The following is a 24,801-nucleotide window of genomic DNA, read 5'->3' as shown; positions in this document are numbered from 1 at the left end:
CTGCCTGATCAGTTGCTCGACAGGCGGTCGCCGCGCTCGAAGCGCCAGGTGCGGATGATTTCCAGGCGGTCGACATCGGCCAGGTCGCCGGTAAACGGTGCAAACGGCGCGGCCAGGCGGACGATGCGTAGGGCGGCCTGGTCGAGCGTGCGTTGCCCAGAGGATTCCAGTACCTGCACTTCGTACAGGGTGCCGTCACGGTTGATCGACACCAGCAGGCGCAGGCTGCCATAGATGCCCTGGCGGCGCGCTTCATCCGGGTAGTTGAGGTTGCCGACCCGCTCGACTTTCTTGCGCCACTCATCTTTGTACCAGGCACCTTTATCGCGCATGGTCGAGGCAGCATTCAGGCGGTGGATCTTCGGGCGCTTGGCGTATTGCTGAACTTCCTGGGCTAATTCGGCTTCCAGGCTGGCGATTTCCGAAGACAGTTGCGCGCTGTCGAAAACCGGTGCTGGCCGGGCTTGCGGAGTGGGCTTGGCTTCTTCGCGTTTGACCGGGGTTTTCTGTTGTTGCGGGGTGCGGGTGGCGACGGCGGCCTTGGGTGCTTCCTGGCGCACTGCTGGTTGCTGCGGTGCAGCGGGCGGGGTGATGCGTTTGACTTCGCTGTCCTGAAACAGCGCTTGCTCGGTGGTTTTCGGTGCGGCCTTGTGTTCCAGGGTGCCGCTGCCTTGCTGGTTGTCCTGGGCGAGGAAGTCGGCCTCTTTGGGCTTTTCTTCGCTTTTGAAGGTGGACAGGGTGATTTCCAGGGTTTTGCTGATTTGGCTCGGCTCGGCCAGGGTAAAACCCAGGCCGAGGATCAGTGCGGCATGCAGCACGGCAGCGAGGAACAGGGTAAAGCCCAGGCGGTCCGCCGGCTGTACGCCGGCGCTGGAAAGTTCAGGGAGTTGGGCTGCTGCGTTCATCGCGTTTCGGGTCTGCTCAGGTTGCCGCGCAGTCTGCCGAGGGTGCATGGAAAAGTCTATGAAGCACTGCGCGCATTGAGCTTCTCGGCAATCTTGTCCATCAGCTGCTCGCCGATGCGGGTATCGAAGGCGGCGTCGATCTCGCGGATGCAGGTCGGACTGGTTACGTTGATCTCGGTTAGGTGCTCGCCGATTACGTCCAGGCCGACAAACAGTAGGCCTTTCTCGCGCAGAGTAGGGCCGACGGCAGCGGCGATTTCACGGTCGCGTTCGGTCAGCGGTCTGGCTTCACCGCGTCCGCCGGCGGCGAGGTTGCCACGCGTCTCTCCAGCGGCAGGAATACGCGCCAGGCAATATGGAACAGGCTCGCCATCAATCATCAGGATGCGCTTGTCGCCATCCTTAATTGCCGGCAGGTAACCCTGGGCCATGATCTGCTGCTGGCCGTGGTTGGTCAGCGTCTCGAGAATCACGGACAGGTTGGGATCACCTTCGCGATGACGAAATATCATCGATCCGCCCATACCATCGAGGGGTTTGAGAATGATGTCACGCTGCTCTTTGGCAAACTCGCGCAGAATGTCGGCCCTGCGGCTGACCACGGTCGGCGGCGTGTATTGGCTGAACTGGGTGGCAAAGTACTTTTCATTGCAGTCGCGCAGGCTTTGCGGACGGTTGACGACTAGAACCCCTGCGTCCTCGGCTTGCTCCAGGAGGTAGGTGGAGTAGACGAACTCATTGTCGAAGGGCGGATCCTTACGCATCAGGATCACGTCCAAGTCACTCAGGGCGATGTCCTGCTCGGCGCCGAGTTCGAACCAGCGCTGGGGGTCGTTGAATACGCTAAGCTCTGACAGGCGAGCGCGTGCTTGGCCTTTGGCTTGGTAGAGGTCTTTCTGTTCCATATAAAAAAGGGTCCAGCCGCGCGCTTGGGCGGCCAGCAACATGGCCAGCGAGCTGTCCTTCTTGAAGGCGATCTGGGCGATGGGGTCCATGACAATGCCGAGGCGGACGCTCATGGCGGTGTTCTCCGTAAAATGGCAGCGATTAAAGTGTGCTAAGACGTGATATGGCGTCAGGGTGGCGCTGACAAGTCGGGTGGTCAAGGAAAAACCTTGGCCCCGCGCGGCTTATAGATTGCATCAGGAGAGTGTGCTAAAAAGGCCCGACGATTGGGTTGTAGCCCGTCGGTGACAGGCCCTCAGGCGCACTGATATAACGCAAAAATAACGACTCACCGAGGCGATGGTAGGGCAAACATGGAACAGCATTCCGAGGGTTTGAGGGTAATGGTGATCGACGATTCGAAAACGATTCGTCGTACCGCGGAAACCCTGCTGAAAAAGGTGGGCTGCGATGTAATTACCGCAGTTGACGGCTTCGATGCTTTGGCAAAGATCGCCGATACCCATCCGAACATCATTTTTGTCGACATTATGATGCCGCGGCTCGATGGCTATCAGACCTGTGCCTTGATCAAGAACAACAGCGCTTTCAAATCCACCCCGGTGATCATGCTGTCTTCCAAAGACGGTTTGTTCGATAAAGCCAAGGGGCGCATTGTCGGCTCTGATCAGTACCTGACCAAACCTTTCAGCAAAGAAGAGTTGCTCGGTGCGATCAAAGCTCATGTGCCGGACTTTGTACCGGTGGAGCAAGCCTCCTGACGTCCGGCTAAACAGTCGCACGCCTTTTTAAAGTATTGGGAAACACCATGGCTCGAATTCTGATTGTTGATGACTCGCCGACTGAGATGTACAAACTGACCGCCATGCTGGAAAAGCACGGCCATCAGGTACTGAAAGCGGAAAATGGTGCGGACGGCGTTGCCTTGGCGCGTCAGGAAAAGCCTGACGCTGTGCTGATGGACATCGTCATGCCTGGCCTGAATGGCTTTCAGGCGACCCGCCAGCTGACCAAGGATGCGGACACTAGTCACATCCCAGTGATCATCGTGACCACCAAGGATCAGGAAACTGACAAGGTCTGGGGTAAGCGCCAGGGTGCGAAGGATTACCTGACCAAGCCGGTTGATGAAGACACTCTGGTTAAAACCTTGAATGCGGTATTGGCCGGCTAAATCCGATCAGTCCGCAATTAAAAAAGAATAAGGCCGCAGCTGGCATGTCGGACGCGCAAACTCCGTTTCAAACTCTTCAGGATATCGACAGGCTCTGTCGTTCGCTCGCTGCTGGCTTGCCTTCGCAGCAAGCGGTCGTGCAGACCTGGAGCGGTATTGGCTTCCGTATGGGCGAGCGTTTTTTTGTCGCGCCCATGGGCGAAGTGGGTGAGGTTTTGCATGAGCCGCGGCACACCTTGCTGCCTGGCGTAAAAAGCTGGGTCAAGGGCGTGGCCAACGTGCGTGGTCGCTTGCTGCCAGTGATGGATCTGTGTGGTTTCTTCGGCAATGAGTTGTCACCACTGCGTAAGAAGCGTCGCGTGCTGGTGGTTGATCACCAGGAAGTCTTTGCTGGCCTGACGGTCGATGAAGTGTTTGGCATGCAGCATTTTCCTGTGGATACCTTCTCTGAGCAGCTGCCGCCGCTCGAGGCGTCCATAGCACCCTTTATCCACGGAGTCTTTCAACGTGAACAGCCCTGGTTGGTGTTCAGCCCACACGCGCTGGCCCAAAATCCGGGTTTTCTCGACGTGGCGTATTAACAGTTTATCGGTGGGGTCGGCGTTGCCGGCCTTTTGGCGTTACATGGGAACCGTAGTGCGGTCGGTCCAGGCGGGGGCCAGTAAATGAAAAAACTAAATGCAGGTAATTTGTTAGCAGGTGCGCGCAGTAGCACATTGATTGCAGGGCTGTTTATTGTCCTGATCGTTTCGATCGTGCTGTTGTTCGCCAACTTCGCCTACATCAACACTCAATCCAACTACGACACGGAGTACATCGGTCACGCCGGTGAGCTACGCGTACTGTCCCAGCGTATCGCAAAAAACTCCACGGAAGCGGCGGCTGGTAAGGCCGAAGCGTTTGCCTTGTTGCGTGATGCGCGTAACGACTTCCAGACTCGCTGGGGTTATCTGACCGACGGTAACGAGGAAACCGGCCTGCCTGCAGCGCCAGAATCCCTGCAGCCTCAGATTGCTGTTGTGCAGCAGGACTGGGATACGCTGCGGCAGAACACCGACGCCATTCTGGCCAACGAACAGACCGTACTGTCGCTTCACCAGGTAGCTGCCACCCTGGCGGAAACCATTCCGCAGCTGCAGGTCGAGTACGAAGAAGTCGTCGATATCCTGCTGGAAAGCGGTGCGCCAGCCGCTCAGGTTTCGGTTGCTCAGCGCCAATCTTTGCTGGCAGAACGTATCTTGGGTTCGGTAAACAAGGTACTCGCCGGTGACCAGGACTCGGTTCAGGCGGCTGACATGTTTGGTCGTGATGCCAGCCTGTTCGGTCGTGTGTTGGCGGCCATGCTTGAAGGCAACGCCGCCATGGAAATTACCCAGGTAAGCGACGAGGAGGCCCTTGAGCGTCTGGCGGAAATTTCCGAGCTGTTCGAGTTTGTATCGGGTTCTGTAGACGAGATTCTCGAAACCTCGCCTGAACTGTTCCAGGTGCGCGAGTCGGCGAACGTGATCTTCACTGTCTCGCAGACTTTGTTGGACAAAGCTTCCGACCTGGCGGTCGGTTTTGATGACCTGGCTACAGGTCGTGCCATCAACACCCTGATTGGTTACGTGCTGGGTGCTTTGGCGCTCGGTTCGATTATCCTGATTGGCTTGGTGATGGTGCGGGAAACCAACCGTCGTCTGGCGTCTACCGCTGAGAAGAACGAACGGAACCAAGCGGCGATTCTGCGACTGCTCGACGAAATCGCTGACCTCGCAGACGGTGACTTGACAGTAGCCGCGACGGTAACCGAAGACTTCACCGGTGCCATCGCTGACTCCATTAACTACTCCATCGACCAGCTGCGCGACCTGGTAGCCACGATCAACCTGACCGCCGTTCAGGTAGCCGGTGCAGCCCAGGAAACCCAGGCCACGGCTATGCACCTGGCCGAGGCTTCCGAGCACCAAGCACAGGAAATTGCTGGTGCCTCTGCGGCGATCAACGAAATGGCCGTGTCGATTGACCAGGTATCGGCGAACGCCTCGGAGTCCTCTGCGGTAGCAGAGCGTTCCGTAGCCATCGCCAACAAGGGCAACGAAGTGGTGCACAACACCATCACCGGCATGGATAACATCCGTGAGCAGATCCAGGACACCTCCAAGCGTATTAAACGCCTCGGTGAATCGTCCCAGGAGATCGGTGACATCGTTAGCCTGATTAACGACATTGCTGACCAGACCAACATCCTCGCACTGAACGCCGCGATCCAGGCTTCCATGGCGGGTGACGCGGGTCGAGGCTTCGCCGTGGTAGCGGACGAAGTACAACGCCTCGCAGAACGTTCCTCTGCGGCAACCAAGCAGATCGAAGCGCTGGTAAAGACGATTCAGACCGACACCAACGAAGCCGTTATCTCGATGGAGCAAACGACTTCTGAAGTGGTGCGCGGTGCTCGTCTGGCGCAGGACGCCGGGGTTGCACTGGAAGAGATCGAGAAGGTTTCCAAGACCCTCGCGGCCTTGATTCAGAACATCTCCAACGCTGCTCGCCAGCAGGCATCGTCTGCTGGCCACATTTCCAACACGATGAACGTGATTCAGGAAATCACCTCGCAAACCTCCTCCGGTACCACTGCCACCGCCAAGAGCATTGGTAACCTGGCCAAGATGGCCAGTGAGATGCGTAAGTCGGTATCCGGCTTTACCTTGCCGGGTGGGGAACAGGCGTAATCAGGTGCTGCGCGGCAGGCTGAAAGGCCTGTCGCACAAGGACTATGGCCGTGAGCGAGGGGCACGACATGCAGTCAGGCGTCTGGGCCTTGCAGCCTCTGGTAGACATGACAGCCACGGAGTTTCGTGACTGGCAGACGCTGCTTGAGGAGCGTACCGGGGTCGTTCTCAATGAACGGCGGCGGGCGTTTTTGCAGACCAATCTGAGTGCGCGTATGCGCGAGCTGGGCGTTATGGACTACGCCACGTATTACCGGCAAGTCACTGATGGTCCTCGCGGTGCGGTGGAATGGTCGACCCTACTGGATCGGCTGACTGTGCAGGAAACCCGTTTCTTTCGTCATCGTCCTTCCTTTGAAGTGCTCGAAAGCTATTTGCATGAGCGTTTGCAGCAGGGCGTGACGCAGCCATGGGAGCTTTGGAGTGTTGGCTGTGCCAGCGGCGAAGAGCCTTACTCGCTGGCCATCAGCGCGGCTGAAGTGTTGCGTGAAAGTGAACATCCGGATCATTTTGGGGTAACAGGCACTGACATCAGCCTGAATGCCCTGAGCAAGGCGCGCGATGGTCAATATGGTGCGCGCCGTTTGGAGCAATTGGATGCCGATCTGTGCCAGCGCTATTTTCTGGCCCAGGACGATGGACGTTTCAAAGTAGTGCCGAATTTGGCCGCGCGCGTGTGTTGCGCCCGGCTCAATGTGCTGGAGCTGGGCAAGGCACCGATGTCCGGAATGGACGTTATTTTTTGTCAGAACTTGTTGATCTATTTTCGTCGCTGGCGCCGCCGCGAGATCCTCAACCGCCTGGCCGAGCGCCTGGTGCCCGGGGGGTTGCTGGTGGTGGGAGTGGGCGAAGTAGCAGGTTGGCAGCATCCGGAGTTGATCCCGGTAGCCGACGAGCGAGTGCTGGCGTTTACCCGCAAGGGATAAGGCAGAAGAGCCAAGTTTATGAGTGGAGTGGCTATGGGTGATCGGCACGATTATGTCGCCCTGGAATGGGTTAAGGGCGAGATCGCGGAAACCCTGAAGCAGGCGCGTCAGGCGCTGGAGGCGTTCGTCGAGAACCCCCAGGACGCTACGCGCATGCGTTTCTGCCAGACCTATGTGCATCAGGTGCTCGGCACCTTGCAGATGGTCGAGTTTTTCGGCGCGGCGCTACTGGCTGAGGAAATGGAGCAGCTGGCCGGCGCTTTGATCGATGGCCGGGTGACCAACCAGGGTGAAGCCCTGGAAGTGCTGATGCAGTCGATTCTGCAGCTGCCGGTGTACCTTGATCGTATCCAGACTGCCCGCCGCGACCTGCCGATGGTCGTGTTGCCACTTCTCAACGACCTGCGCGCTGCGCGTGGGGAAAAACTACTCTCGGAAACCAGCCTGTTTGCCCCGGATATGTCCGGCCGCACACCAGCGCTGCCCCATGAAACCATCGACCAGCTGCGTACCGCCGAACTGCCGGTGTTGCTGCGCAAGCTGCGGCAAATGCTGCAAATGGCTCTGGTTGGGGTAATCCGCAACCAAGACCTGACGACCAATCTGGGCTATATGGCAAGGGTGTTCGCGCGCCTGGAAAATCTCTGCAAGGACTCTCCGCTTGGCCCGTTGTGGCAGATCGCTTCAGGTGTGATCGAAGGTCTGGCCAACGGCAGCGTGGCCAATGGCACGTCGATTCGCACCTTGTTGCGTCAGGTTGATAAGGAACTCAAGCGTCTGCTCGAGCAGGGCGCCGATGGTCTTAACCAGGCCGCTCCCGACGAACTGAGCAAGAACCTGCTGTTCTATGTGGCCAAGTCGTCGCCGCAGTCGCCGCGCGTGCGCAACCTCAAAGAGCAATACCGCCTCGACGATGCGCTGCCGGACAACGATGTTGTCGACGAAGAGCGTGCCCGCCTAGCCGGTCCGGATCGCGATGCGATGCGTTCGGTTGTGGCTGCGTTGTGTGAAGAGCTGGTGCGGGTCAAGGATAGTCTCGATCTATTTGTGCGCAGCGACCGCACTCAGGTCACCGACCTGGATGCTCTTGCAGCACCACTCAAGCAAATTGCCGACACCCTCGCGGTATTGGGATTTGGTCAGCCGCGCAAAGTCATTGCCGATCAGCTTGATGTTGTCGGTGGCCTTGCCAAGGGGCAAGGCGAGCCGAGCGATGCCGTATTGATGGACGTGGCTGGAGCGCTGCTCTACGTCGAAGCCACCTTGGCCGGTATGGTCGGTCCATCGCAGGATAGCGGCCGCGAAGAAAGCCATCTGCCAACCACCGACGTGGCGCAGATTCACCAACTGGTGATCAAGGAAGCGCGCAATGGCCTGGAGCAGGCCAAAGACGCGATCATCGAATTTATTGCCTCGCAGTGGAACCACGAACACTTGGCCCGCGTGCCTGAGTTGCTGACTCAGGTGCGTGGTGGCCTGGCGATGATCCCACTGCAGCGTGCTGCCGACCTGCTGAATGCCTGCAACCGCTATATCCAGGAACAGCTGTTGGCGCGCAAAGCCGTACCCAACTGGCAGAACCTCGACACCCTGGCGGACGCCATTACCAGCGTTGAGTACTACCTTGAGCGTTTGGCAGAAGACCATGCGACCCAAGGTGATCTGATTCTCGACGTGGCTGAGGAAAGCCTGGAAAGCCTGGGTTATCCGCTGAAAGAAAAACCGTCGATTCTCGATCGAGTCGAGCCGCCGATAGAGTCCTTCGCACCATTGGCTGATCCGTTGGACGATATGGAGGTGCTCAGCGCCGAGCCTGAGGTGCCTGTAGAAGTTGAGCTCACCTTGGAGCCGGTTGCAGAAGAATCGTTGAGCTTGGACCTGACCGACGATTTCAGTGCAGAGTTTGCTGATCTGGATTCGACGGTGATTGATGCGTCATCCAGCGATGCCAAATGGGCGTCTGAAGCGCCGAGTGCCGAGCTTGAACTGATTGATTTCAGTATCGACCTACCCGATGCCGCCCCCCTGCCGCTGGCTGAGACTCAGTCGGAACAGCCCTTCGCCGGTGAAGAGCTGCAACTCGGCAGTTTTGAGTTGGACGAAAGCGACAGCCCGGCCAATTGGAATGAAGCTGAACTGGCTGCACTCGAGTTGCCCGAGGTTGAGCTGCCCATCGCTCTGGTGAGCGAAGAACCAGAACCTGTTGTGGCTGAAAAAGCGCTGTCGATGGCTGATGTGATGGCTGCTCCAGTGCAGGCGATTAATCCGCCGGCTCATGATGTGCCGCCCAGCCTGCTGCCGCCACCGGCTGATGAAGAGCCGATTGATGAAGAATTGCTGGAAGTCTTTATCGAAGAAGTCGGTGAAGTGCTGGAGACCATTAGCGAGTTCTTCCCGCAGTGGTGTTCTGACACTGAAAATAAGGATGCCCTGACCGAGATCCGTCGCGCGTTCCACACCCTCAAAGGCAGTGGCCGTATGGTTCGCGCCCTGGTCATTGGTGAGTTGGGTTGGGCGATTGAGAATCTGCTCAACCGTGTGCTTGATCGCAGCATTCAGCCGGGTGCAGAGGTGCAGCAGGTCATCGCCGATGTGGTCGCGCTGATGCCGTCTCTGGTCGATGAATTTGCCAATAAAGCGCAACGTCAGCGTGACGATGTTGACCACCTGGCTGCAACGGCACATGCCCTGGCCAAAGGCCGAAGCCTCCCAAAACCTCAAGCCCCGGTTGAGCTGGTAGCAGAGCCTGAGGGCGGCCCAGTAGCTACCAGCGAAATTATTGAGGATGAAGACGGGCTCGATCCGCAGTTGCTGGAGATTTTCCGTAACGAAGCGGAAATGCACCTCGATACACTGGTCGGCTTCTTGGCTGACTGTGCTCAGGAACTGCCGCAGCCGGTCACTGATGACCTGCAGCGTGCTCTGCACACCCTTAAGGGCAGTGCTTCGATGGCCGGTATTCAACCGGTGGCCGAGATTGCTTCGCCGCTGGAAAAACTGGTCAAAGAATTCAAAACCAACTTGATCCCGATGGACCTGGCCGAAGCGGAGCTGCTGAGCAGCGCCGAGAAACTCTTCCGCCTGGGTCTTGAGCAGCTGGAAAGTCAGCCACTGGCCGTTTTGCCGGGTGCGGCCGAGTTCCTTGAGCGCGTACAAAAGCTGCACAGTGACCGTCTCGAGCACGCCGAAAATAGCCGGCAGACCGATCAAGGTGTGAAACGCGACCCGCAGATGATCAGCATCTTCCTCGCCGAAGGCATGGACATCCTGCTGGATGCTGAAGACTTGCTGCGCAAATGGCGCGAGCACCCGTCCGAGCGTCAGGAGTTGACCTCCCTGCTGGACGAACTGACCACCCTGGGACGCGGCGCCGAGATGGCCGAGTTGCCGCAAATTGATGAGCTCTGCGAAGCCCTGCTTGACCTCTATGGTGCGGTCGAAGAAGGTCGTCTGGCGGTCAGCGAGCGCTTCTTTAGCGAAGCCGAACAAGCCCACGAAGCGCTGATCAGCATGATGGATCAAGTAGCTGCCGGCCTGCAGGTCAGCGGTGCTCCCGAGCGCGTAATGGCCCTGCGCAACCTGCTGTTGGAAGCGTTGGACCCTAATACCCTGGCATTGCTGTCCAACAATGGTGACGCCGGTATCGAGATTGTCGAGCTTGCCGACGCCACGGCTGCGCTGGAAGCACTCAGTCAGGACGCGCCGGACGAATTGGCCGAGCCGCTTGAGCTTGATCTGCCGGATGTTGAACAACTGGCGGAACCTGTTACCGAGGACGCCAGTGAGCCGTTGGCTGACGCACCAGTCGCTTCGCTGTACGAGTCGCTCGACGAAGAAATGGTGTCGATCTTCCTCGAAGAGGCAGTCGATATCCTCGAGAGCGCCGGCCAGGCGCTGGAGCGCTGGTTGGCCGACACGGACAACAAAGCGGCACTGTCCTCGCTGCAACGAGACCTGCACACCCTCAAGGGTGGTGCGCGCATGGCCGAGATTCGCCCGATTGGCGATCTTGCCCATGAGCTCGAATCCTTGTACGAAGGTCTGGTCGACCGCCGCTACAGCTTCTCGCAACCACTGGCGAATCTGCTGCAGCAGAGCCATGACTCCCTGGCGCAACTGCTGGAACAGTTACAGGCGCGCGTCGCCATGCCGTTGCCGCTGGAGTTGATCGAAGCCATTCGCAGCTTCCGCCAGAGTGGCGGGCAAAGCTTGCCAGTGCCTCCTGTTACCTCTGAGCCTGTTGCCGAAGCCGAAGCCGAAGCCGAAGCCGAAGCCGAAGCCGAAGCCGAAGCCCTGCCGATGATCGAGTCGTTTGATCTGGCAGAGCCTGAGCCTGCTGAGCTGCCAGAGATTGAAGAAGAGATCGACTTCGGTATCCTCGCCGATGCCCCGCAGGAGCCCGTGGGGAGCGAGCCGCAGGACACCGCAACGTCTGAGATCATCGCGTCCGAATTGCCCGCCGTAGAGCTCGATGAGCTGCCATGGGTCGACTCTGCTGTCGAAAGCGAAGTCGAGTCTGCCGAGCTTCTCGACACTGCTCCCGAGCCAGAGCCAGCACCGGTTGCTATTGCTGCGCCTGCTGTATTGGATGACGAGCGTGATCCTGAACTGGTGGAAATCTTCCTCGAAGAAGGTTTCGACATCATCGACAGTGCCGGTGCGGCGTTGCAACGCTGGATGGGCGACGTCAACAACAGCCTGGAGCTGGAGTCGCTGCAGCGTGATTTGCACACTCTCAAGGGTGGTGCACGCATGGCCGAAATCCGTGAAATCGGTGATCTGGCCCACGAGCTGGAGTTCCTCTACGAAGGACTTGGCCAAGGGCGTTTGCGCGCCAGCCAGGACCTGTTCACGCTGCTTCAGGCCTGTCACGACAGCCTGGCTGAGATGCTTGAAGCCGTACGCGGCAAGCGCGGTGTACCAAGTGGCGAGGCGCTGATCGAAACCATCAAGCGTTTCCGTAGCAATCCGGATGAGCAACTCAGCATGCCGTCCGCGGTGGCCCTTAAGGCCGCTGAGGCCGAAGAGGATGACGATGCTGAATCGGACATCCTCGACATCTTCCTTGAGGAAGGTGACGACCTGTTGGAGGCCATGGAAGTTGCCATCGGCCGTTGGGAGGCTGACCGTGAAGACGGCGCCGCCATTGACGATATGCTGCGCATCCTGCACACCCTCAAAGGTGGCGCACGTCTGGCTGGACAGAAGCGCCTGGGCGACCTCACTCACAGCCTCGAGCAACACCTGACCGAAGCGCAAGCCCAGGGCGCGCCGTGGCCGCAGAGTCTGTTTGTTGATGTGCAGTCGGGTTTTGAAGGCTTGCAGCAGGAACTCGACGCGCTGCGTCAGCGCCTGAATGACAGCTTGGTGGCTGATGCCGCGAGCCCGCAAGCGCCTGAGCCCCTAGTCGAGCAAGCGGCGCGTATGCCGGAATTGAGCGCTTCTATTGTTGCGGCCAGTGCCATGCCGGCGCAGGAACTGGTGGCCAAGGTGCTACCGTTCGTGCGCCGCGCTGAAGAGGCCGCTCAGGAAGCCGCTTCGCGTCGTGCCCCACAGGAACTGGTCAAAGTGCCGGCCGAACTGCTTGAAGGTCTGGTTAACCTGGCCGGTGAAACCTCGATTTTCCGTGGCCGTGTTGAACAGCAGGTCAGCGACTTTGGTTTCACCCTGAGTGAGATGGAAGCCACCATCGATCGCGTACGTGACCAGTTGCGCCGCCTCGATACCGAAACCCAGGCGCAGATCCTCAGCCGTATTGAGGCTGAAGCCGAGCGTATGGGCTATGAGGATTTCGACCCACTGGAAATGGACCGCCACTCTCAGCTGCAGCAGCTGTCGCGCGCACTGTTTGAGTCCGCTTCCGACTTGCTCGACCTGAAAGAGACCCTGGCCGCGCGTAACCGCGATGCGGAGACCCTGCTGCTGCAACAGGCGCGGGTCAACTCCGAACTGCAGGAAGGCCTGATGCGTACGCGCATGGTGCCGTTTGACCGTCTGGTGCCGCGCCTACGCCGTATCGTGCGGCAGATTTCCGGTGAGTTGGGCAAGCAGGTCGAGTTTATCGTCGGCAATGCCGATGGTGAGATGGACCGTACCGTACTCGAGCGTATCGTCGCACCGCTGGAACACATGCTGCGAAACGCGGTTGACCATGGCATTGAAGCGGCTGACGTGCGTCGTGCAGCCGGTAAGCCGGAGCAGGGCACTATCCGCTTGGCGCTGGGCCGTGAGGGTGGCGATATCGTCCTGACCCTGGCCGATGACGGCGGTGGCATTCGTCTAGAAGCGGTCAGGCGCAAAGCCATCGAGCGCGGCTTGATGGACGCCGATGCCGACCTGACCGACTACGAAGTACTGCAGTTTATCCTGGAGGCCGGTTTCTCTACCGCCGAGAAGGTCACGCAGATTTCCGGGCGTGGTGTGGGCATGGACGTGGTCCACTCCGAGGTCAAGCAGCTCGGTGGCTCGATGAGCATCGAGTCGATCCCAGGCACGGGTACCACGTTCACCATTCGGTTGCCGTTCACCGTGTCGGTCAACCGTGCGTTGATGGTGTTGTCGGGTGAAGACCTCTACGCCATTCCGCTGAACACCATCGAAGGTATTGTGCGGGTCTCGCCGTACGAGCTGGAAGCCTACTACGCCCCCGATGCACCGCGCTTCGAGTACGCCGGGCAGAGCTATGAGCTGCGCTACCTGGGCGACCTGCTGAACAACGGTCAGCAGCCCAAACTGGTGGGTCAGAGCCTGCCGCTGCCGGTGATTCTGGTGCGCTCCAAGGAGCATGCCGTGGCCGTGCAGGTTGACTCCCTGGCTGGTTCGCGCGAGATCGTGGTTAAGAGCCTCGGTCCGCAGTTTGCTGGCGTACACGGGATTTCCGGTGCGACCATCCTTGGTGACGGTCGCGTGGTAGTGATTCTCGACCTGTTGGCGACTATCCGCGTGCTGCATGCGCATTTGCTCACTCAACTGCAGCCACGCCAGCTCAGGCAGTCGGCTACGGCAGCGGAGATCGAAGCGGATCGGCCGACGCTGGTCATGGTGGTCGACGATTCGGTCACGGTGCGTAAAGTTACCAGCCGCCTGCTTGAGCGTAACGGCATGAACGTACTGACCGCCAAGGACGGTGTCGATGCCATTTCGCAGCTGCAGGAGCGCAAGCCCGACATCATGCTGCTGGACATCGAAATGCCCCGCATGGACGGCTTCGAAGTGGCCACCCTGGTGCGCCACGATGATGGCTTGAAAGACTTGCCGATCATTATGATCACCTCGCGTACCGGTGAAAAACACCGTGAGCGGGCCATGAGCATCGGCGTCAACGAGTACCTTGGTAAGCCATACCAGGAGTCCTTGTTGCTTGAAACCATTCAGCAATTGGTGGGTCGCCACCCGGTAAACCGCAATGACTGAGAAAACTGCAGCCCGCATTGCGGTGATTGCCGATACCTCGCTGCAGCGCCATGTGCTGCAGCAAGCGTTGACCGGCAGCGGCTACCAGGTGGTGATGAACAGCGACCCGGCGCGTCTTGATCAGGAAACCCTGAACGCCTGCGAAACTGACCTGTGGCTGGTTGACCTGGCGCAGTCGGAAGATTTGCCGCTGGTCGACAGCCTGATGGAAAGCGCCTCGGCTCCGGTGCTGTTTGGCGAAGGCCACGCCCCCGAGCGTCATTCGGAAAACTATCCGCGCTGGGAGCGCCGTCTGTTCGGCAAATTGAAGAAGCTGGTGGGCGATCCGTCTCAGGCCGTCGGCCCAAGCCTGGAAGCCCTGCTGGCTGAAGCGCAACGTCCATCACGCCTGGATCTGCCGGCTGCTCTGGCCGATACCCCGCTGGTGGCCGGCGAGCCGGCGCGTCAAGTGTGGTTGCTGGCTGCCTCTTTGGGTGGTCCTGCGGCGGTAAAAGCCTTTCTCGATGCCTTGCCCGGCGGGTTGCCGGTGGGCTTTGTATACGCTCAGCATATTGATGCCAGTTTCGAGAGCACGCTGCCGCAAGCTGTGGGGCGCCACAGCCAGTGGCATGTGAACCCTGCTCGACATGGCGACGCGGTGCGTTGCGGTGAAGTGGTGGTGGTACCAATCAGCCACGAACTTGGCTTCAGTGATGATGCCCTGATGCAGATATCTGAGCGTGGCTGGCCGGAACCCTATAGCCCGTCCATCGACCAGATGATGCTTAACCTGGCCCAGCATTTCGGCGCCATGAGTGGCGTCATTGCGTTCAGTGGCATGGGCAGTGACGGCAGTGCCGCGGCGGCTTATGTGCGCCGTCAGGGTGGCTTGATCTGGACCCAGCGTGCAGACAGCTGCGCCTGTCCAAGCATGCCGGACAGCCTGCGTGAAGCCGGCTACAGCAGCCACAGCGGTGATCCGCGTGAGCTGGCCGAAGCTCTGGTCAATCACCTGGCCGAGCAGTGCCGTTAATCTGGGGCTGTGCCCTGTACAGGAAATTTTCATGAGCCAAGCCGTCGCCACGCAGAACAGCGCCAACAGCCTGACCGGCCTGTTGATGCCGCTGACTGACCGTACTCTGCTGCTGCCCAACGTGGCAGTGGCCGAGTTGATCCCTTATCGCGCCCCGCAGATCAGTGAAGGCATGCCCGGCTGGTTCCTCGGGCAGATTGCCTGGCGTGATCTACGCCTGCCGCTGTTGTCGTTCGAAGCAGCATCGGATGGCCAGGTCAGTGTCAGCCCCGGCTCGCGCGTGGCGGTGATCAACGCTTTGGGTGGGCGGCCGAACGTCAAGTTTATTGCTGTGCTGGTGCAGGGTATTCCGCGCTCGATCAAGGTCGGTGCCGATCTGGTGCGCGCCGATGCCGCCCTGTCGCCGCTGGAGCTGGATGCGGTGCAGTTTGGCGAGGCGGTGCTGAAGATTCCAGACCTGATCGGGCTGGAGCAGAAGCTGGCGGATGCCGGATTGATCTGACCGATAACAAACAAAAAAGCCCGCATTAGCGGGCTTTTTTATGGCGCTGCAGTGGGCCTAGAAATCGCCCCACAACTGCTGCGCCACGCTTAACGCCACCACCGGCGCGGTCTCCGTGCGCAGCACGCGCGGGCCGAGGCGGGCGGCGTGGAAGCCCTGGGTCTTGGCCAAGGCAACTTCGCTCTCGTTCAGCCCGCCTTCCGGACCGATCAGAAAGGCGAGCGACTTAGGTTGCGGGTGGCTGGCCCAGGGCTCGGCGACTGGGTGCAGCACCAACTTGAGTTCGGCGGTTACCTGCCCCAGCCAGTCGTTCAGGCTGATGGGCGGATGAATGATCGGTAGCACCGAGCGGCCGCATTGCTCGCAGGCGCTGATCGCCACCTGCCGCCAGTGCGCCATGCGCTTGTCGGCGCGTTCATCCTTGAGGCGAACTTCGCAGCGCTCGCTGATGATCAGGCTGATTTCATTGGCACCCAGTTCGGTGGCTTTCTGAATCGCCCAATCCATGCGCTCGCCGCGCGACAGGCCTTGGCCCAGATGAATATGCAGCGGTGATTCTGCCTGGCCGGCAAAGGCTTCGCGCAAGTCGACGCGCACGCTTTTCTTGCCCACCTCGATCAGCTCGCCCCGGTATTCCTGGCCGCTGCCATCGAACAATTGCACCGCATCGCCCACGGCATGGCGCAGCACGCGGCCGATATAGTGGGCCTGGGCCTCCGGTAGCTCGTGTTGGCCGAGGGAGAGGGGGGCATCGATAAAGAAACGGGATAGGCGCATGAATTGATCGCTGCAGCGGCACAGTTGAGGCGGCAAGCTTAACGCCTCAGGCGTGCCGCATACAGCCGGCTAGGTAGGAACGCTTAGCCCGGATCGCGAAAGCCGGGGTAGTTGGCATTGCCTTGCGCCACACTGACCGAGGTGCGGGTGGCGATGTCTATCCCCTCAGTGGCTACCTCGGCTAGGAAGTCGATCTGCTCAGGGGTGATCACGTAAGGCGGTAGGAAATACACCACGCTGCCCAGTGGCCGCAGCAGTGCGCCGCGCTCCAGAGCGTGCTGGAACACCTTGAGGCCGCGACGTTCCTGCCAGGGGTAGGCGGTTTTGCTGGCTTTGTCCTGCACCATCTCGATGGCCAGGGCCATGCCAGTCTGGCGCACTTCGGCGACATGCGGGTGATCGGCCAGGTGTGCGGTGGCGCTGGCCATCCGTGCGGCCAGGGCCTTGTTGGCCTCGATCACATTGCCCTGCTCGAAGATATCCAGGGTCGCCAGGGCTGCCGCGCAGGCCAGCGGGTTGCCGGTGTAGCTGTGTGAGTGGAGGAAGGCGCGCAGGGTCGAGTAGTCGTCGTAGAACGCCTGGTACACCTCGTTGGTGGTCAGGCAGGCGGCCAGTGGTAGATAGCCGCCAGTCAGCGCTTTGGATAGGCAGAGGAAGTCCGGGCGGATGCCGGCTTGTTCGCAGGCGAACATCGTCCCGGTGCGGCCGAAGCCAACGGCAATCTCGTCATGAATCAGGTGCACGCCATAGCGGTCGCAAGCTTCGCGCAGCAGCTTGAGGTAGATCGGGTGGTACATGCGCATGCCGCCGGCGCCTTGGATCAGGGGCTCGACGATTACAGCAGCGACGGTACCGTGGTTCTCGGCCAGGGTTTGTTCCATGGCCAGGAACATATTGCGCGAATGTTCTTCCCAGCTCATACCGTCGGGGCGGTGGTAGCAATCCGGGCTGGGCACCTTGATGGTGTCGAGCAGCAGTGCCTTGTAGGTGTCGGTAAACAGCGCCACATCGCCCACCGACATCGCCGCGATGGTTTCGCCGTGGTAACTGTTGGAGAGGGTAACGAAGCGCTTCTTCGCCGGTTTGCCGACGTTGAGCCAGTAGTGAAAGCTCATTTTAAGCGCGACTTCGATGCAGGACGAGCCGTTGTCGGCGTAGAATACTCGGTCCAGGCCGGCAGGTGTCATCTTGACCAAGCGCTCGGACAATTCGATCACCGGCTGATGGCTGAAGCCGGCGAGAATCACATGCTCCAGCTGATCGACCTGATCTTTGATGCGCTGATTGATCCGCGGGTTGGCGTGGCCAAACACGTTGACCCACCAGGAGCTGACCGCGTCGAGGTAGCGCTTGCCATCGAAGTCCTCGAGCCACACGCCTTCGCCGCGTTTGATCGGCACCAACGGCAGCTGCTCGTGGTCCTTCATTTGCGTGCAGGGGTGCCAGAGCACTTTCAGGTCACGCTGCATCCACTGGTCATTCAGGCTCATCGCTTTACGTCTTCCTCGGCTCACACTCATCTGTACCCAGCCTATCAGAAGCATTGCAGTGGATGGACGGCACAACCTTAAACGATGACTCGGGTCGCCCGCTGGTCCGCTCTATTCTGCCTTCTGTAGCCCGTGCGCTGAACTTTGCAGTGTGCCGCTAGACTAACCGTGCTGAGTTAAAGCATCAGGGCTACGCATCGTATTTCCCGATATTTCAAAGCGAAAAATTCCGCTTTTAGTCGATAGGTTTGTTGCTAGTCTTGCTCCACTCGCGGTTCTAGTCCTTCTCTCCGGAAAGTGTGTAATGCAATGGCGCAATAGTTCTTCTCACTACGGGCTGGTCAGCATCTTTATGCACTGGCTGGTCGCCGTGGTGGTCTTCGGTCTGTTTGGTCTGGGTTACTGGATGGTCGGACTGGATTACTACAGCAGCTGGCGTCAGACGGCTCCGGATCTGCACAAGAGCATCGGCCTGGTGCTGTTTGCCGTGATGCTGGCGCGAGTGCTGTGGCGCTGGTTCAGTCCGCCCCCGGCGAGTCTGCCTAACCATGGGCGGATGACGCGTATGGCCAGCAAGCTGGGCCACAGCTTTCTCTATCTGGGGCTGTTTGTGCTGATGATTTCCGGCTACCTGATTTCCACGGCAGACGGTCGCGGCATTCCGGTATTCGGTCTGTTTGAAGTGCCAGCCAGTTTGACCAGCATTCCTGATCAGGAAGATGTCGCTGGGCTGGTGCATGAGTACCTGGCGTGGACGCTGGTGATTTTTGCCGGCATTCATGCGCTTGCAGCGTTGAAACACCACTTTATTGATCGTGACCGTACGCTCACGCGGATGTTCGGTCGCTAGTTGCGTTTGCTGTTTCCGGGGCTGGACTGGCCCCATCTCACCCTCACAAGGAGCATGCCCATGTTGAAGAAAACCCTCGTAGCCCTGGCACTGGGTGGCGCATTGATCGGCGCTGGTCAGGCGATGGCGGCCGATTACGCCATCGACAAGCAAGGCCAACACGCCTTCGTCAATTTCAAGATCAGCCACTTGGGTTACAGCTGGCTGTACGGCACGTTCAAAGACTTCGACGGCAGCTTCAGCTTTGACGCTGCCAAGCCGCAGGACAGCAAGGTCAATGTCACCCTGAACACCACCAGCGTCGACACCAACCACGCTGAGCGCGACAAGCACATCCGCAGCGGTGACTTCCTCAACGTCAGCAAGCACCCAACTGCGACCTTCGCCTCCACTTCGGTCAAATCCACCGGTGAAGGCACTGCCGACATTACTGGTGACCTTACCCTCAACGGCGTGACCAAGCCGGTGGTGATTGCCGCCAAGTTCATCGGCGAAGGCAAGGACCCATGGGGCGGCTACCGTGCTGGCTTCGAAGGCAGCACCAAACTGAAGCTGAAAGACTTCGATATCCAGAAAGACCTCGGCCCGGCGTCTCAGGACGTTGAGCTGATCATCTCGGTGGAAGGCGTGCGCAAGTAAGCCTGCCAGGCGGGGCATAACCCGCCTGAGATTAGACCTGCCAACAAAAACGCCGCCCATTGGGCGGCGTTTTTGTGTGCGGCTGGCGGACTATGACTCTTCGCGGTTGCGTGTCAGCAGGGCCGGCTTTTCGCCACGCGGACGTGCGCTCGCCAATTCGTCGAGCTGCTCCGGCGTCGGGAAACGGTCAAGGCGCGAGCCCTTGTGCACAATCACCGGTTGCTTGTCACGCGGGCTTTTCACCGCCGCTTCCTGGCGTGGCAACTCATCGCGGTTCAGCGATGTGGTGCGGGTGTCGCGCGGCGGACGTGCACGGCCGGAACCATTACGGCCCTGACCGCCCTGGCCACCAGAGCCTGAGCCCTGACGGCGACCTTGTGCGCCAGCGCCAGCGTTTGCACCGCCGCCATTACTGCGTGGCGGCTTGGCTGGACGAGCACCCAGACCGACGCCATTGCTGGCGCTTGGGCCGCTTGGCGCTGCAGGCGCACCGGACCGACGGCCACGGTTCTGCTGCTTGTTCTGGTTTGGGCTTACATAGTCGGCACGGTTGCCGAAATTATCGATTTCATCGTCGCGGAACTCGTCCGGCGCGCGGTCCGGAGGGAGTGCGGGTACGGCTGGCGCGGCGGCGCGGCTTGATGATGCGCCACGCGGCTGTTGGCTGCGGCCGCCCTGTGGCTTGCTACGGTTGTTGTCGCGACCGCTGTCCTTGCCCTTGTCCTTGCGGCCACCGCCATGGCGCTCGCCTTCTGGCTTGGCGCCGCGTGGTTGACGTGGCTTCTGCGGCTCGCGCACTTCCGGACGCTCAGCCTCAACGGTGCTGGCATCAAAACCCAGCAGGTCACCGTCACCGATCTTCTGCTTGGTCATGCGCTCAATGCCCTTGAGCAGCTTCTCTTCATCCGGTGCGACCAGGGAGATCGCCTCACCGCTGCGCCCGGCACGGCCGGTACGGCCGATGCGGTGCACGTAATCTTCTTCGATATTCGGCAGCTCGAAGTTGACCACGTGCGGCAGTTGATCGATATCCAGGCCGCGGGCGGCGATATCAGTGGCTACCAGAATGCGTACTTTGCCGGCCTTGAAGTCAGCCAGGGCTTTGGTGCGGGCGTTCTGGCTCTTGTTACCGTGGATCGCCACAGCCGGCAGGCCGTGTTTATCCAGGTACTCGGCCAGGCGGTTGGCGCCGTGCTTGGTGCGGGTGAATACCAGTACCTGTTCCCAGGCGCCAGCGGTGATCAGGTGAGCGAGCAGGGCGCGCTTGTGGCTGGCCTGGACGCGGAATACACGCTGTTCGATGCGCTCGACCGTGGTGTTCGGCGGCGTGACTTCGATGCGTTCCGGGTTGTGCAGCAGCTTGCCGGCCAGATCGGTGATGTCTTTCGAGAAGGTCGCCGAAAACAGCAGGTTCTGGCGTTTGGCCGGAAGCTTGGCGAGGACCTTCTTCACGTCATGGATAAAGCCCATGTCGAGCATGCGGTCGGCTTCGTCGAGGACGAGGATTTCCACGTGCGACAGGTCGATGGCGCGCTGGTTGGCCAGGTCGAGCAGGCGACCGGGGCACGCCACCAGCACGTCGACGCCTTTGGCCAGGGCCTGGACCTGCGGGTTCATACCAACGCCGCCAAAGATGCAGGCGCTGACGAATTTCAAATCGCGGGCATACAGCTTGAAGCTGTCATGCACCTGGGCGGCCAGTTCGCGGGTCGGTGTCAGTACCAGGACGCGCGGCTGCTTTGGGCCGTGACGCTGTTCGCGATCCGGGTGACCGTTGGGGAACAGTCGCTCAAGGATCGGCAGGGCAAAACCGCCTGTCTTACCTGTACCCGTCTGGGCTGCAACCATCAGGTCGCGGCCTTGCAACGCGGCGGGGATGGCCCGCTGTTGCACCGGAGTGGGTTGGGTGTAGCCGGCGGATTCGACCGCACGGACTAAAGCCTCGGAGAGACCGAGGGAGGCAAAGGACATGTGTAATCCTGTCTAGTGAGGGCGCAGCCCTATGGGGTGTATTGCCTGACTTGAATCACGCTTGGGGGGCGTAATCCCGTCCGGTACTACTGGCCTCTGGGGGCTAGCATCCGGGCGCAAGCCTGGCGGGAAGGCCCGAGTATAACAGAGCCGCTAGTCAGCGCGAGCGTCGGTCTGCTCGGCGGTCTGAACCGGTACTTCTTGGTGGTAGCGCCGCAGTATTGCCGCGTACTCGGGGCTGCTTTTGAGGCGTCGCAATTCGCTCTCGAAGCGCGGCACCAGTGCTGCCACGGCAGGCTGTTTGCTGAAGGCGGCATACACCTTGTCGCTGTACAGCGGTTGCGGGCTGTAGGCGATGGCATTCTCGACGCCCATTGTCTTGGCGGTGTAAAGGCCAACGGCCCGGTCAGTTATCACCAGATCAATGCGCCCCAGGAGGAGTTTGCCAATATTGGCATCCAGCGTTGGGGCGTCCTCACGCACAAAGTGAGTGCCCTTAGCGAAGGCTTGGTTGCTGTAGGCGTAGCCGGGTTCTGTGCCAACCCGTAAGCCTGCAAGATCGTCCACCGAGTTGATCAGGTGAGGGCGTGCTCGTGCGTGGAACAGCACCATTGCGCTGTCGGCCATGGCTTCATTGGGGAAAATCATGCCTTTGGCGCGTTCGTCGCTGTAGAACGCATCGAGCAGAATATCCAGTTTGCCATCGCTCATCTTGCGCAAGCAGCGCCGCCATGGCTCCAGCGTAATGTCGTAACTGATATTCAGGTTTGTCAGTACCAGATGCAGAAGATCAGCATCAATTCCGCGCACCTGACCGTCTTCTAGGAGAGTGTAGGGTGGCCATTCATTGGTACAGACTTTCAGGGGCTGGGCGAAACTGGTGACGCTGCAAGACAGCAGGAAAAGCAGTGCATACAACCTGACCATGGTGCGGTGACCTCGCAGACTTCATTGCAGATACCCTGTCTCACTGTAGCTGCTATCTGCGTGTGTCGGCCGCCCATGACCTATAAACATGTGTGCATGTACGCTCAGGTGATCAACTTATAGCAGGGTACATAGGCGCTGTTGCCCGGCAGTTTCATCCGGTGCTGATCGACAAAGGCCTGCAGCAGTTGGTCGAGCTGGCGCATGATTTCGCGTTCACCGCGAATTTCATAAGGGCCATGCTGCTCGATCAGGCGAATGCCCTTGTCCTTGACATTACCCGCGACAATCCCGGAAAACGCCCGGCGCAGGTTGGCGGCCAGTTCATGCACCGGTTGCTCGCGAGTCAGTTTGAGGCTGGCCATGTTGGCGTGGGTTGGCTCGAATGGGTGCTGGAAGCTCTCATCGATCTTCAGCAGCCAGTTGAAGTGGAAGGCGTCGTTGTGTTCGCGGCGGAACTGTTTGACGGCCTTGATCCCTTCAGCCATTTCCCGGGCGACCTGCTCAGGGTTGTCGATGATGATGCGATAGCGCTGCTGCGCCGCTTCACCCAGGGTCGCGCCGATAAACTCATGCAGCTGCTCCAGGTAGGCGGCGGCGCTGCGTGGTCCGGTCATGATCAGCGGGAAGGGGATGTTCTGGTTGTCCGGGTGCATCAGGATACCGAGGAAATACAGCAGCTCCTCGGCTGTGCCCGCGCCGCCGGGGAAGATGATGATGCCGTGGCCGACGCGGACGAAGGCCTCCAGGCGCTTCTCGATATCCGGCAGGATCACCAGCTCATTGACGATCGGGTTGGGCGCTTCGGCGGCGATGATCCCGGGTTCGGTCAGGCCCAGATAACGGCCATGCACGTTACGTTGTTTGGCGTGGGAGATGGTCGCGCCTTTCATCGGTCCCTTCATCACGCCAGGGCCGCAACCGGTGCAAATGTCCAGGCCGCGCAGGCCCAGTTCGTGGCCAACTTTCTTGGTGTATTTGTATTCTTCGGTGCTGATCGAATGGCCGCCCCAGCACACCACAATCTTCGGCTCGGCGCCGGCGCGCAGGGTGTGGGCGTTGCGCAGCAGGTGGAAGACGTAGTCGGTAATGCCTTGAGAGCTGCCAAAATCGATGCGCTGATTTTCCAGTTCGCTCTGCGTGTAGACGATGTCGCGCAGGGCGCTGAATAGCATTTCGCGGGTGCTGGCGATCATCTCGCCATCGACAAAGGCATCAGCCGGGGCGTTGAACAGCTCCAGGCGGATGCCGCGGTCTTGCTGCAGGATATTGATCTCGAAGTCTGGGTAGGCTTCCAGAATGGTCTTGGCGTTATCGCTGTGCGATCCGGTGTTGAGGATGGCCAAGGCGCATTGGCGGAACAGCGCATAGACGCTGCCGGAACCGGTTTCGCGCAGTTGTTGCACTTCACGCTGCGAGAGGGTTTCCAGGCTGCCTTTGGGGGTGACCGAGGCATTGATGGTTTTTCTGCTGACCATTGAGCAACTCCATGGAGGTCTTGAGCTTCAAGCTATGCAGGGTTGACCTTGAGGTCAAGTCGGTGTGGGTGATGAGTCACGGCAGGATATGTCTGAGGCAGCCGACTTGGGGGAAGTCACAAACTGTGGTGTGTGTCGCGGGATAGCGTCCATGGCGCGTGCAGTGGCCATGGACGCGGTATCGCCCCTCAGCGTGGCAGCTTGAGGTTGTTCCAGATCGCCAGGCTCGGTTCAGCCTGGTTCATGCTGTAGAAGTGCAGGCCTGGGGCGCCGCCTTGCAGCAGGCGCTCGCACATTTCAGTGATGACCTGCTCGCCATACGCCTGGATGCTGTCGGTGTCGTCACCGTAGGCTTCCAGTTGTTTGCGCACCCAGCGCGGGATTTCCGCACCGCAGGCGTCGGAGAAACGCGCCAGCTTGCTGTAGTTGGTGATCGGCATGATGCCCGGTACCACTGGAATATCTACACCCAGCTTGCGCACACGGTCGACAAAGTAGAAGTAGCAGTCGGCGTTGAAGAAGTACTGGGTAATCGCGCTGTCCGCGCCGGCTTTGGCCTTACGCACGAAGTTGGCGATGTCGTCCTCGAAATTGCGTGCCTGCGGGTGCATTTCCGGATAGGCGGCCACTTCGATATGGAAGTGATCACCTGTTTCTTCGCGGATAAAGCTGACCAGGTCGTTGGCGTAGCGCAGTTCGCCGCTGGCCATGCCCATGCCCGACGGCAGGTCGCCACGCAGCGCAACAATGCGTTTGATTCCGGAACTCTTGTACAGGTTCAGCAACTCGCGCAGCTCGGCCTTACTGTCGCCCACACAGGACAGGTGCGGTGCGGTGGGCACCTTCACGTCGCCGTCGAGTTGCAGCACGGTGTTGAGCGTACGGTCGCGGGTGGAGCCACCGGCACCGTAGGTGCAGGAGAAGAAATCGGGTTTGTAGGTCGCCAGCTGGCGCGCCACATTCATCAGTTTTTCGTGCCCGGCTTCGGTTTTGGTGGGAAAGAACTCGAAGCTGTAACGGCGTTCTTGGCTCATAGGGTGTCTAGCCTTGGAGACGAAAGGTGGAGGGCGTTGTTCCATCCACCTTGCGGGAAGTCGGCGGTGGATAAGCCAGAGGCTTA

Annotated in this window: 18 protein-coding genes; 10 read left to right on the top strand and 8 right to left on the bottom strand. The window is 59.8% G+C overall.

The features are described 5' to 3' along the window. Window positions 1–8 precede the first annotated feature (8 nt). On the bottom strand, window positions 9–905 hold the full coding sequence (locus BLO50_RS06620; RefSeq protein WP_090250092.1) for an energy transducer TonB: 897 nt from the start codon (window positions 903–905) through the stop codon (window positions 9–11). 56 nt (window positions 906–961) lie between these two features. Continuing rightward, window positions 962–1,924, bottom strand: coding sequence for a glutathione synthase (gene gshB, locus BLO50_RS06615; RefSeq protein WP_090250089.1), 963 nt, complete (start codon window positions 1,922–1,924; stop codon window positions 962–964). A gap of 240 nt (window positions 1,925–2,164) precedes the next feature. Here gshB and pilG point away from each other — a divergent pair, with 240 nt between their 5' ends. The 8 genes from pilG to BLO50_RS06575 all read left to right on the top strand — a co-directional run bounded on the left by pilG (window position 2,165) and on the right by BLO50_RS06575 (window position 15,549). Then, complete coding sequence (gene pilG, locus BLO50_RS06610; protein WP_069516374.1) at window positions 2,165–2,572, top strand: twitching motility response regulator PilG; 408 nt, start codon at window positions 2,165–2,167, stop codon at window positions 2,570–2,572. A 47-nt stretch (window positions 2,573–2,619) separates the two neighbouring features. After that, window positions 2,620–2,985, top strand: coding sequence for a twitching motility response regulator PilH (gene pilH / locus BLO50_RS06605; protein ID WP_090250086.1), 366 nt, complete (start codon window positions 2,620–2,622; stop codon window positions 2,983–2,985). A 44-nt stretch (window positions 2,986–3,029) separates the two neighbouring features. Next, complete coding sequence (locus tag BLO50_RS06600; RefSeq protein ID WP_090250084.1) at window positions 3,030–3,566, top strand: chemotaxis protein CheW; 537 nt, start codon at window positions 3,030–3,032, stop codon at window positions 3,564–3,566. A gap of 84 nt (window positions 3,567–3,650) precedes the next feature. Continuing rightward, the gene (locus tag BLO50_RS06595) at window positions 3,651–5,696 is read left to right on the top strand and encodes a methyl-accepting chemotaxis protein (protein ID WP_090250081.1); all 2,046 of its coding nucleotides are present in this window, start codon (window positions 3,651–3,653) and stop codon (window positions 5,694–5,696) included. Window positions 5,697–5,764: 68 nt separating this feature from the next. Next, on the top strand, window positions 5,765–6,622 hold the full coding sequence (locus BLO50_RS06590; RefSeq protein WP_090251317.1) for a protein-glutamate O-methyltransferase: 858 nt from the start codon (window positions 5,765–5,767) through the stop codon (window positions 6,620–6,622). A 33-nt stretch (window positions 6,623–6,655) separates the two neighbouring features. Further along, entirely contained in the window at window positions 6,656–14,035 is a 7,380-nt protein-coding gene (locus BLO50_RS06585; protein ID WP_090250077.1) for a hybrid sensor histidine kinase/response regulator, read from the top strand. Then, window positions 14,028–15,047: a chemotaxis protein CheB gene (locus BLO50_RS06580; protein ID WP_090250076.1), complete on the top strand. Its 1,020-nt coding sequence runs from the start codon at window positions 14,028–14,030 to the stop codon at window positions 15,045–15,047. The genes BLO50_RS06585 and BLO50_RS06580 overlap by 8 nt, the downstream gene beginning before the upstream one ends. A gap of 31 nt (window positions 15,048–15,078) precedes the next feature. Further along, window positions 15,079–15,549 carry a chemotaxis protein CheW gene (locus BLO50_RS06575; protein ID WP_090250072.1) on the top strand — a complete coding sequence of 157 codons (471 nt, stop codon included), beginning with the start codon at window positions 15,079–15,081 and terminating at the stop codon, window positions 15,547–15,549. A 57-nt stretch (window positions 15,550–15,606) separates the two neighbouring features. On the opposite strand, the gene BLO50_RS06570 is transcribed toward BLO50_RS06575, so the two are convergent. Together BLO50_RS06570 and BLO50_RS06565 are read right to left on the bottom strand one after the other, a co-directional pair. Further along, window positions 15,607–16,326, bottom strand: a complete 720-nt coding sequence (locus BLO50_RS06570; protein ID WP_090250070.1) for a 16S rRNA (uracil(1498)-N(3))-methyltransferase — start codon at window positions 16,324–16,326, stop codon at window positions 15,607–15,609. Window positions 16,327–16,409: 83 nt separating this feature from the next. After that, window positions 16,410–17,816 (bottom strand): adenosylmethionine--8-amino-7-oxononanoate transaminase, encoded by a 1,407-nt coding sequence (locus BLO50_RS06565; RefSeq protein ID WP_090250068.1) that lies wholly within the window; start codon window positions 17,814–17,816, stop codon window positions 16,410–16,412. A 304-nt stretch (window positions 17,817–18,120) separates the two neighbouring features. Here BLO50_RS06565 and BLO50_RS06560 point away from each other — a divergent pair, with 304 nt between their 5' ends. Continuing rightward, a complete protein-coding gene (locus tag BLO50_RS06560; RefSeq protein ID WP_090250065.1) occupies window positions 18,121–18,666 on the top strand; it encodes a cytochrome b in 546 nt (181 codons plus the stop codon). A gap of 60 nt (window positions 18,667–18,726) precedes the next feature. Beyond that, window positions 18,727–19,305: a YceI family protein gene (locus BLO50_RS06555; RefSeq protein WP_090250063.1), complete on the top strand. Its 579-nt coding sequence runs from the start codon at window positions 18,727–18,729 to the stop codon at window positions 19,303–19,305. Window positions 19,306–19,395: 90 nt separating this feature from the next. On the opposite strand, the gene rhlE2 is transcribed toward BLO50_RS06555, so the two are convergent. The 4 genes from rhlE2 to metF all read right to left on the bottom strand — a co-directional run bounded on the left by rhlE2 (window position 19,396) and on the right by metF (window position 24,715). Beyond that, window positions 19,396–21,276 (bottom strand): RNA helicase RhlE2, encoded by a 1,881-nt coding sequence (rhlE2, locus tag BLO50_RS06550; RefSeq protein WP_090250060.1) that lies wholly within the window; start codon window positions 21,274–21,276, stop codon window positions 19,396–19,398. A 153-nt stretch (window positions 21,277–21,429) separates the two neighbouring features. After that, window positions 21,430–22,203, bottom strand: coding sequence for a substrate-binding periplasmic protein (locus BLO50_RS06545; protein WP_090250058.1), 774 nt, complete (start codon window positions 22,201–22,203; stop codon window positions 21,430–21,432). 104 nt (window positions 22,204–22,307) lie between these two features. Beyond that, window positions 22,308–23,681, bottom strand: coding sequence for a nucleotide 5'-monophosphate nucleosidase PpnN (gene ppnN, locus BLO50_RS06540; protein ID WP_090250055.1), 1,374 nt, complete (start codon window positions 23,679–23,681; stop codon window positions 22,308–22,310). A 188-nt stretch (window positions 23,682–23,869) separates the two neighbouring features. Then, entirely contained in the window at window positions 23,870–24,715 is an 846-nt protein-coding gene (metF, locus tag BLO50_RS06535) for a methylenetetrahydrofolate reductase [NAD(P)H] (protein WP_090250053.1), read from the bottom strand. Window positions 24,716–24,801 lie beyond the last annotated feature (86 nt).

Origin of the sequence: Pseudomonas peli, assembly GCF_900099645.1 — a bacterium.
Classification (GTDB): domain Bacteria; phylum Pseudomonadota; class Gammaproteobacteria; order Pseudomonadales; family Pseudomonadaceae; genus Aquipseudomonas; species Aquipseudomonas peli.
This window is presented reverse-complemented; position numbering and strand designations above follow the sequence as displayed.

Bases quoted from the DNA above. Each gene is read 5' to 3' on its own strand.
- BLO50_RS06620 (WP_090250092.1), bottom strand. From the start codon at position 905: ATGAACGCAGCAGCCCAACTCCCTGAACTTTCCAGCGCCGGCGTACAG.
- gshB (WP_090250089.1), bottom strand. From the start codon at position 1,924: ATGAGCGTCCGCCTCGGCATTGTCATGGACCCCATCGCCCAGATCGCC.
- pilG (WP_069516374.1), top strand. From the start codon at position 2,165: ATGGAACAGCATTCCGAGGGTTTGAGGGTAATGGTGATCGACGATTCG.
- pilH (WP_090250086.1), top strand. From the start codon at position 2,620: ATGGCTCGAATTCTGATTGTTGATGACTCGCCGACTGAGATGTACAAA.
- BLO50_RS06600 (WP_090250084.1), top strand. From the start codon at position 3,030: ATGTCGGACGCGCAAACTCCGTTTCAAACTCTTCAGGATATCGACAGG.
- BLO50_RS06595 (WP_090250081.1), top strand. From the start codon at position 3,651: ATGAAAAAACTAAATGCAGGTAATTTGTTAGCAGGTGCGCGCAGTAGC.
- BLO50_RS06590 (WP_090251317.1), top strand. From the start codon at position 5,765: ATGCAGTCAGGCGTCTGGGCCTTGCAGCCTCTGGTAGACATGACAGCC.
- BLO50_RS06585 (WP_090250077.1), top strand. From the start codon at position 6,656: ATGGGTGATCGGCACGATTATGTCGCCCTGGAATGGGTTAAGGGCGAG.
- BLO50_RS06580 (WP_090250076.1), top strand. From the start codon at position 14,028: ATGACTGAGAAAACTGCAGCCCGCATTGCGGTGATTGCCGATACCTCG.
- BLO50_RS06575 (WP_090250072.1), top strand. From the start codon at position 15,079: ATGAGCCAAGCCGTCGCCACGCAGAACAGCGCCAACAGCCTGACCGGC.
- BLO50_RS06570 (WP_090250070.1), bottom strand. From the start codon at position 16,326: ATGCGCCTATCCCGTTTCTTTATCGATGCCCCCCTCTCCCTCGGCCAA.
- BLO50_RS06565 (WP_090250068.1), bottom strand. From the start codon at position 17,816: ATGAGCCTGAATGACCAGTGGATGCAGCGTGACCTGAAAGTGCTCTGG.
- BLO50_RS06560 (WP_090250065.1), top strand. From the start codon at position 18,121: ATGCAATGGCGCAATAGTTCTTCTCACTACGGGCTGGTCAGCATCTTT.
- BLO50_RS06555 (WP_090250063.1), top strand. From the start codon at position 18,727: ATGTTGAAGAAAACCCTCGTAGCCCTGGCACTGGGTGGCGCATTGATC.
- rhlE2 (WP_090250060.1), bottom strand. From the start codon at position 21,276: ATGTCCTTTGCCTCCCTCGGTCTCTCCGAGGCTTTAGTCCGTGCGGTC.
- BLO50_RS06545 (WP_090250058.1), bottom strand. From the start codon at position 22,203: ATGGTCAGGTTGTATGCACTGCTTTTCCTGCTGTCTTGCAGCGTCACC.
- ppnN (WP_090250055.1), bottom strand. From the start codon at position 23,681: ATGGTCAGCAGAAAAACCATCAATGCCTCGGTCACCCCCAAAGGCAGC.
- metF (WP_090250053.1), bottom strand. From the start codon at position 24,715: ATGAGCCAAGAACGCCGTTACAGCTTCGAGTTCTTTCCCACCAAAACC.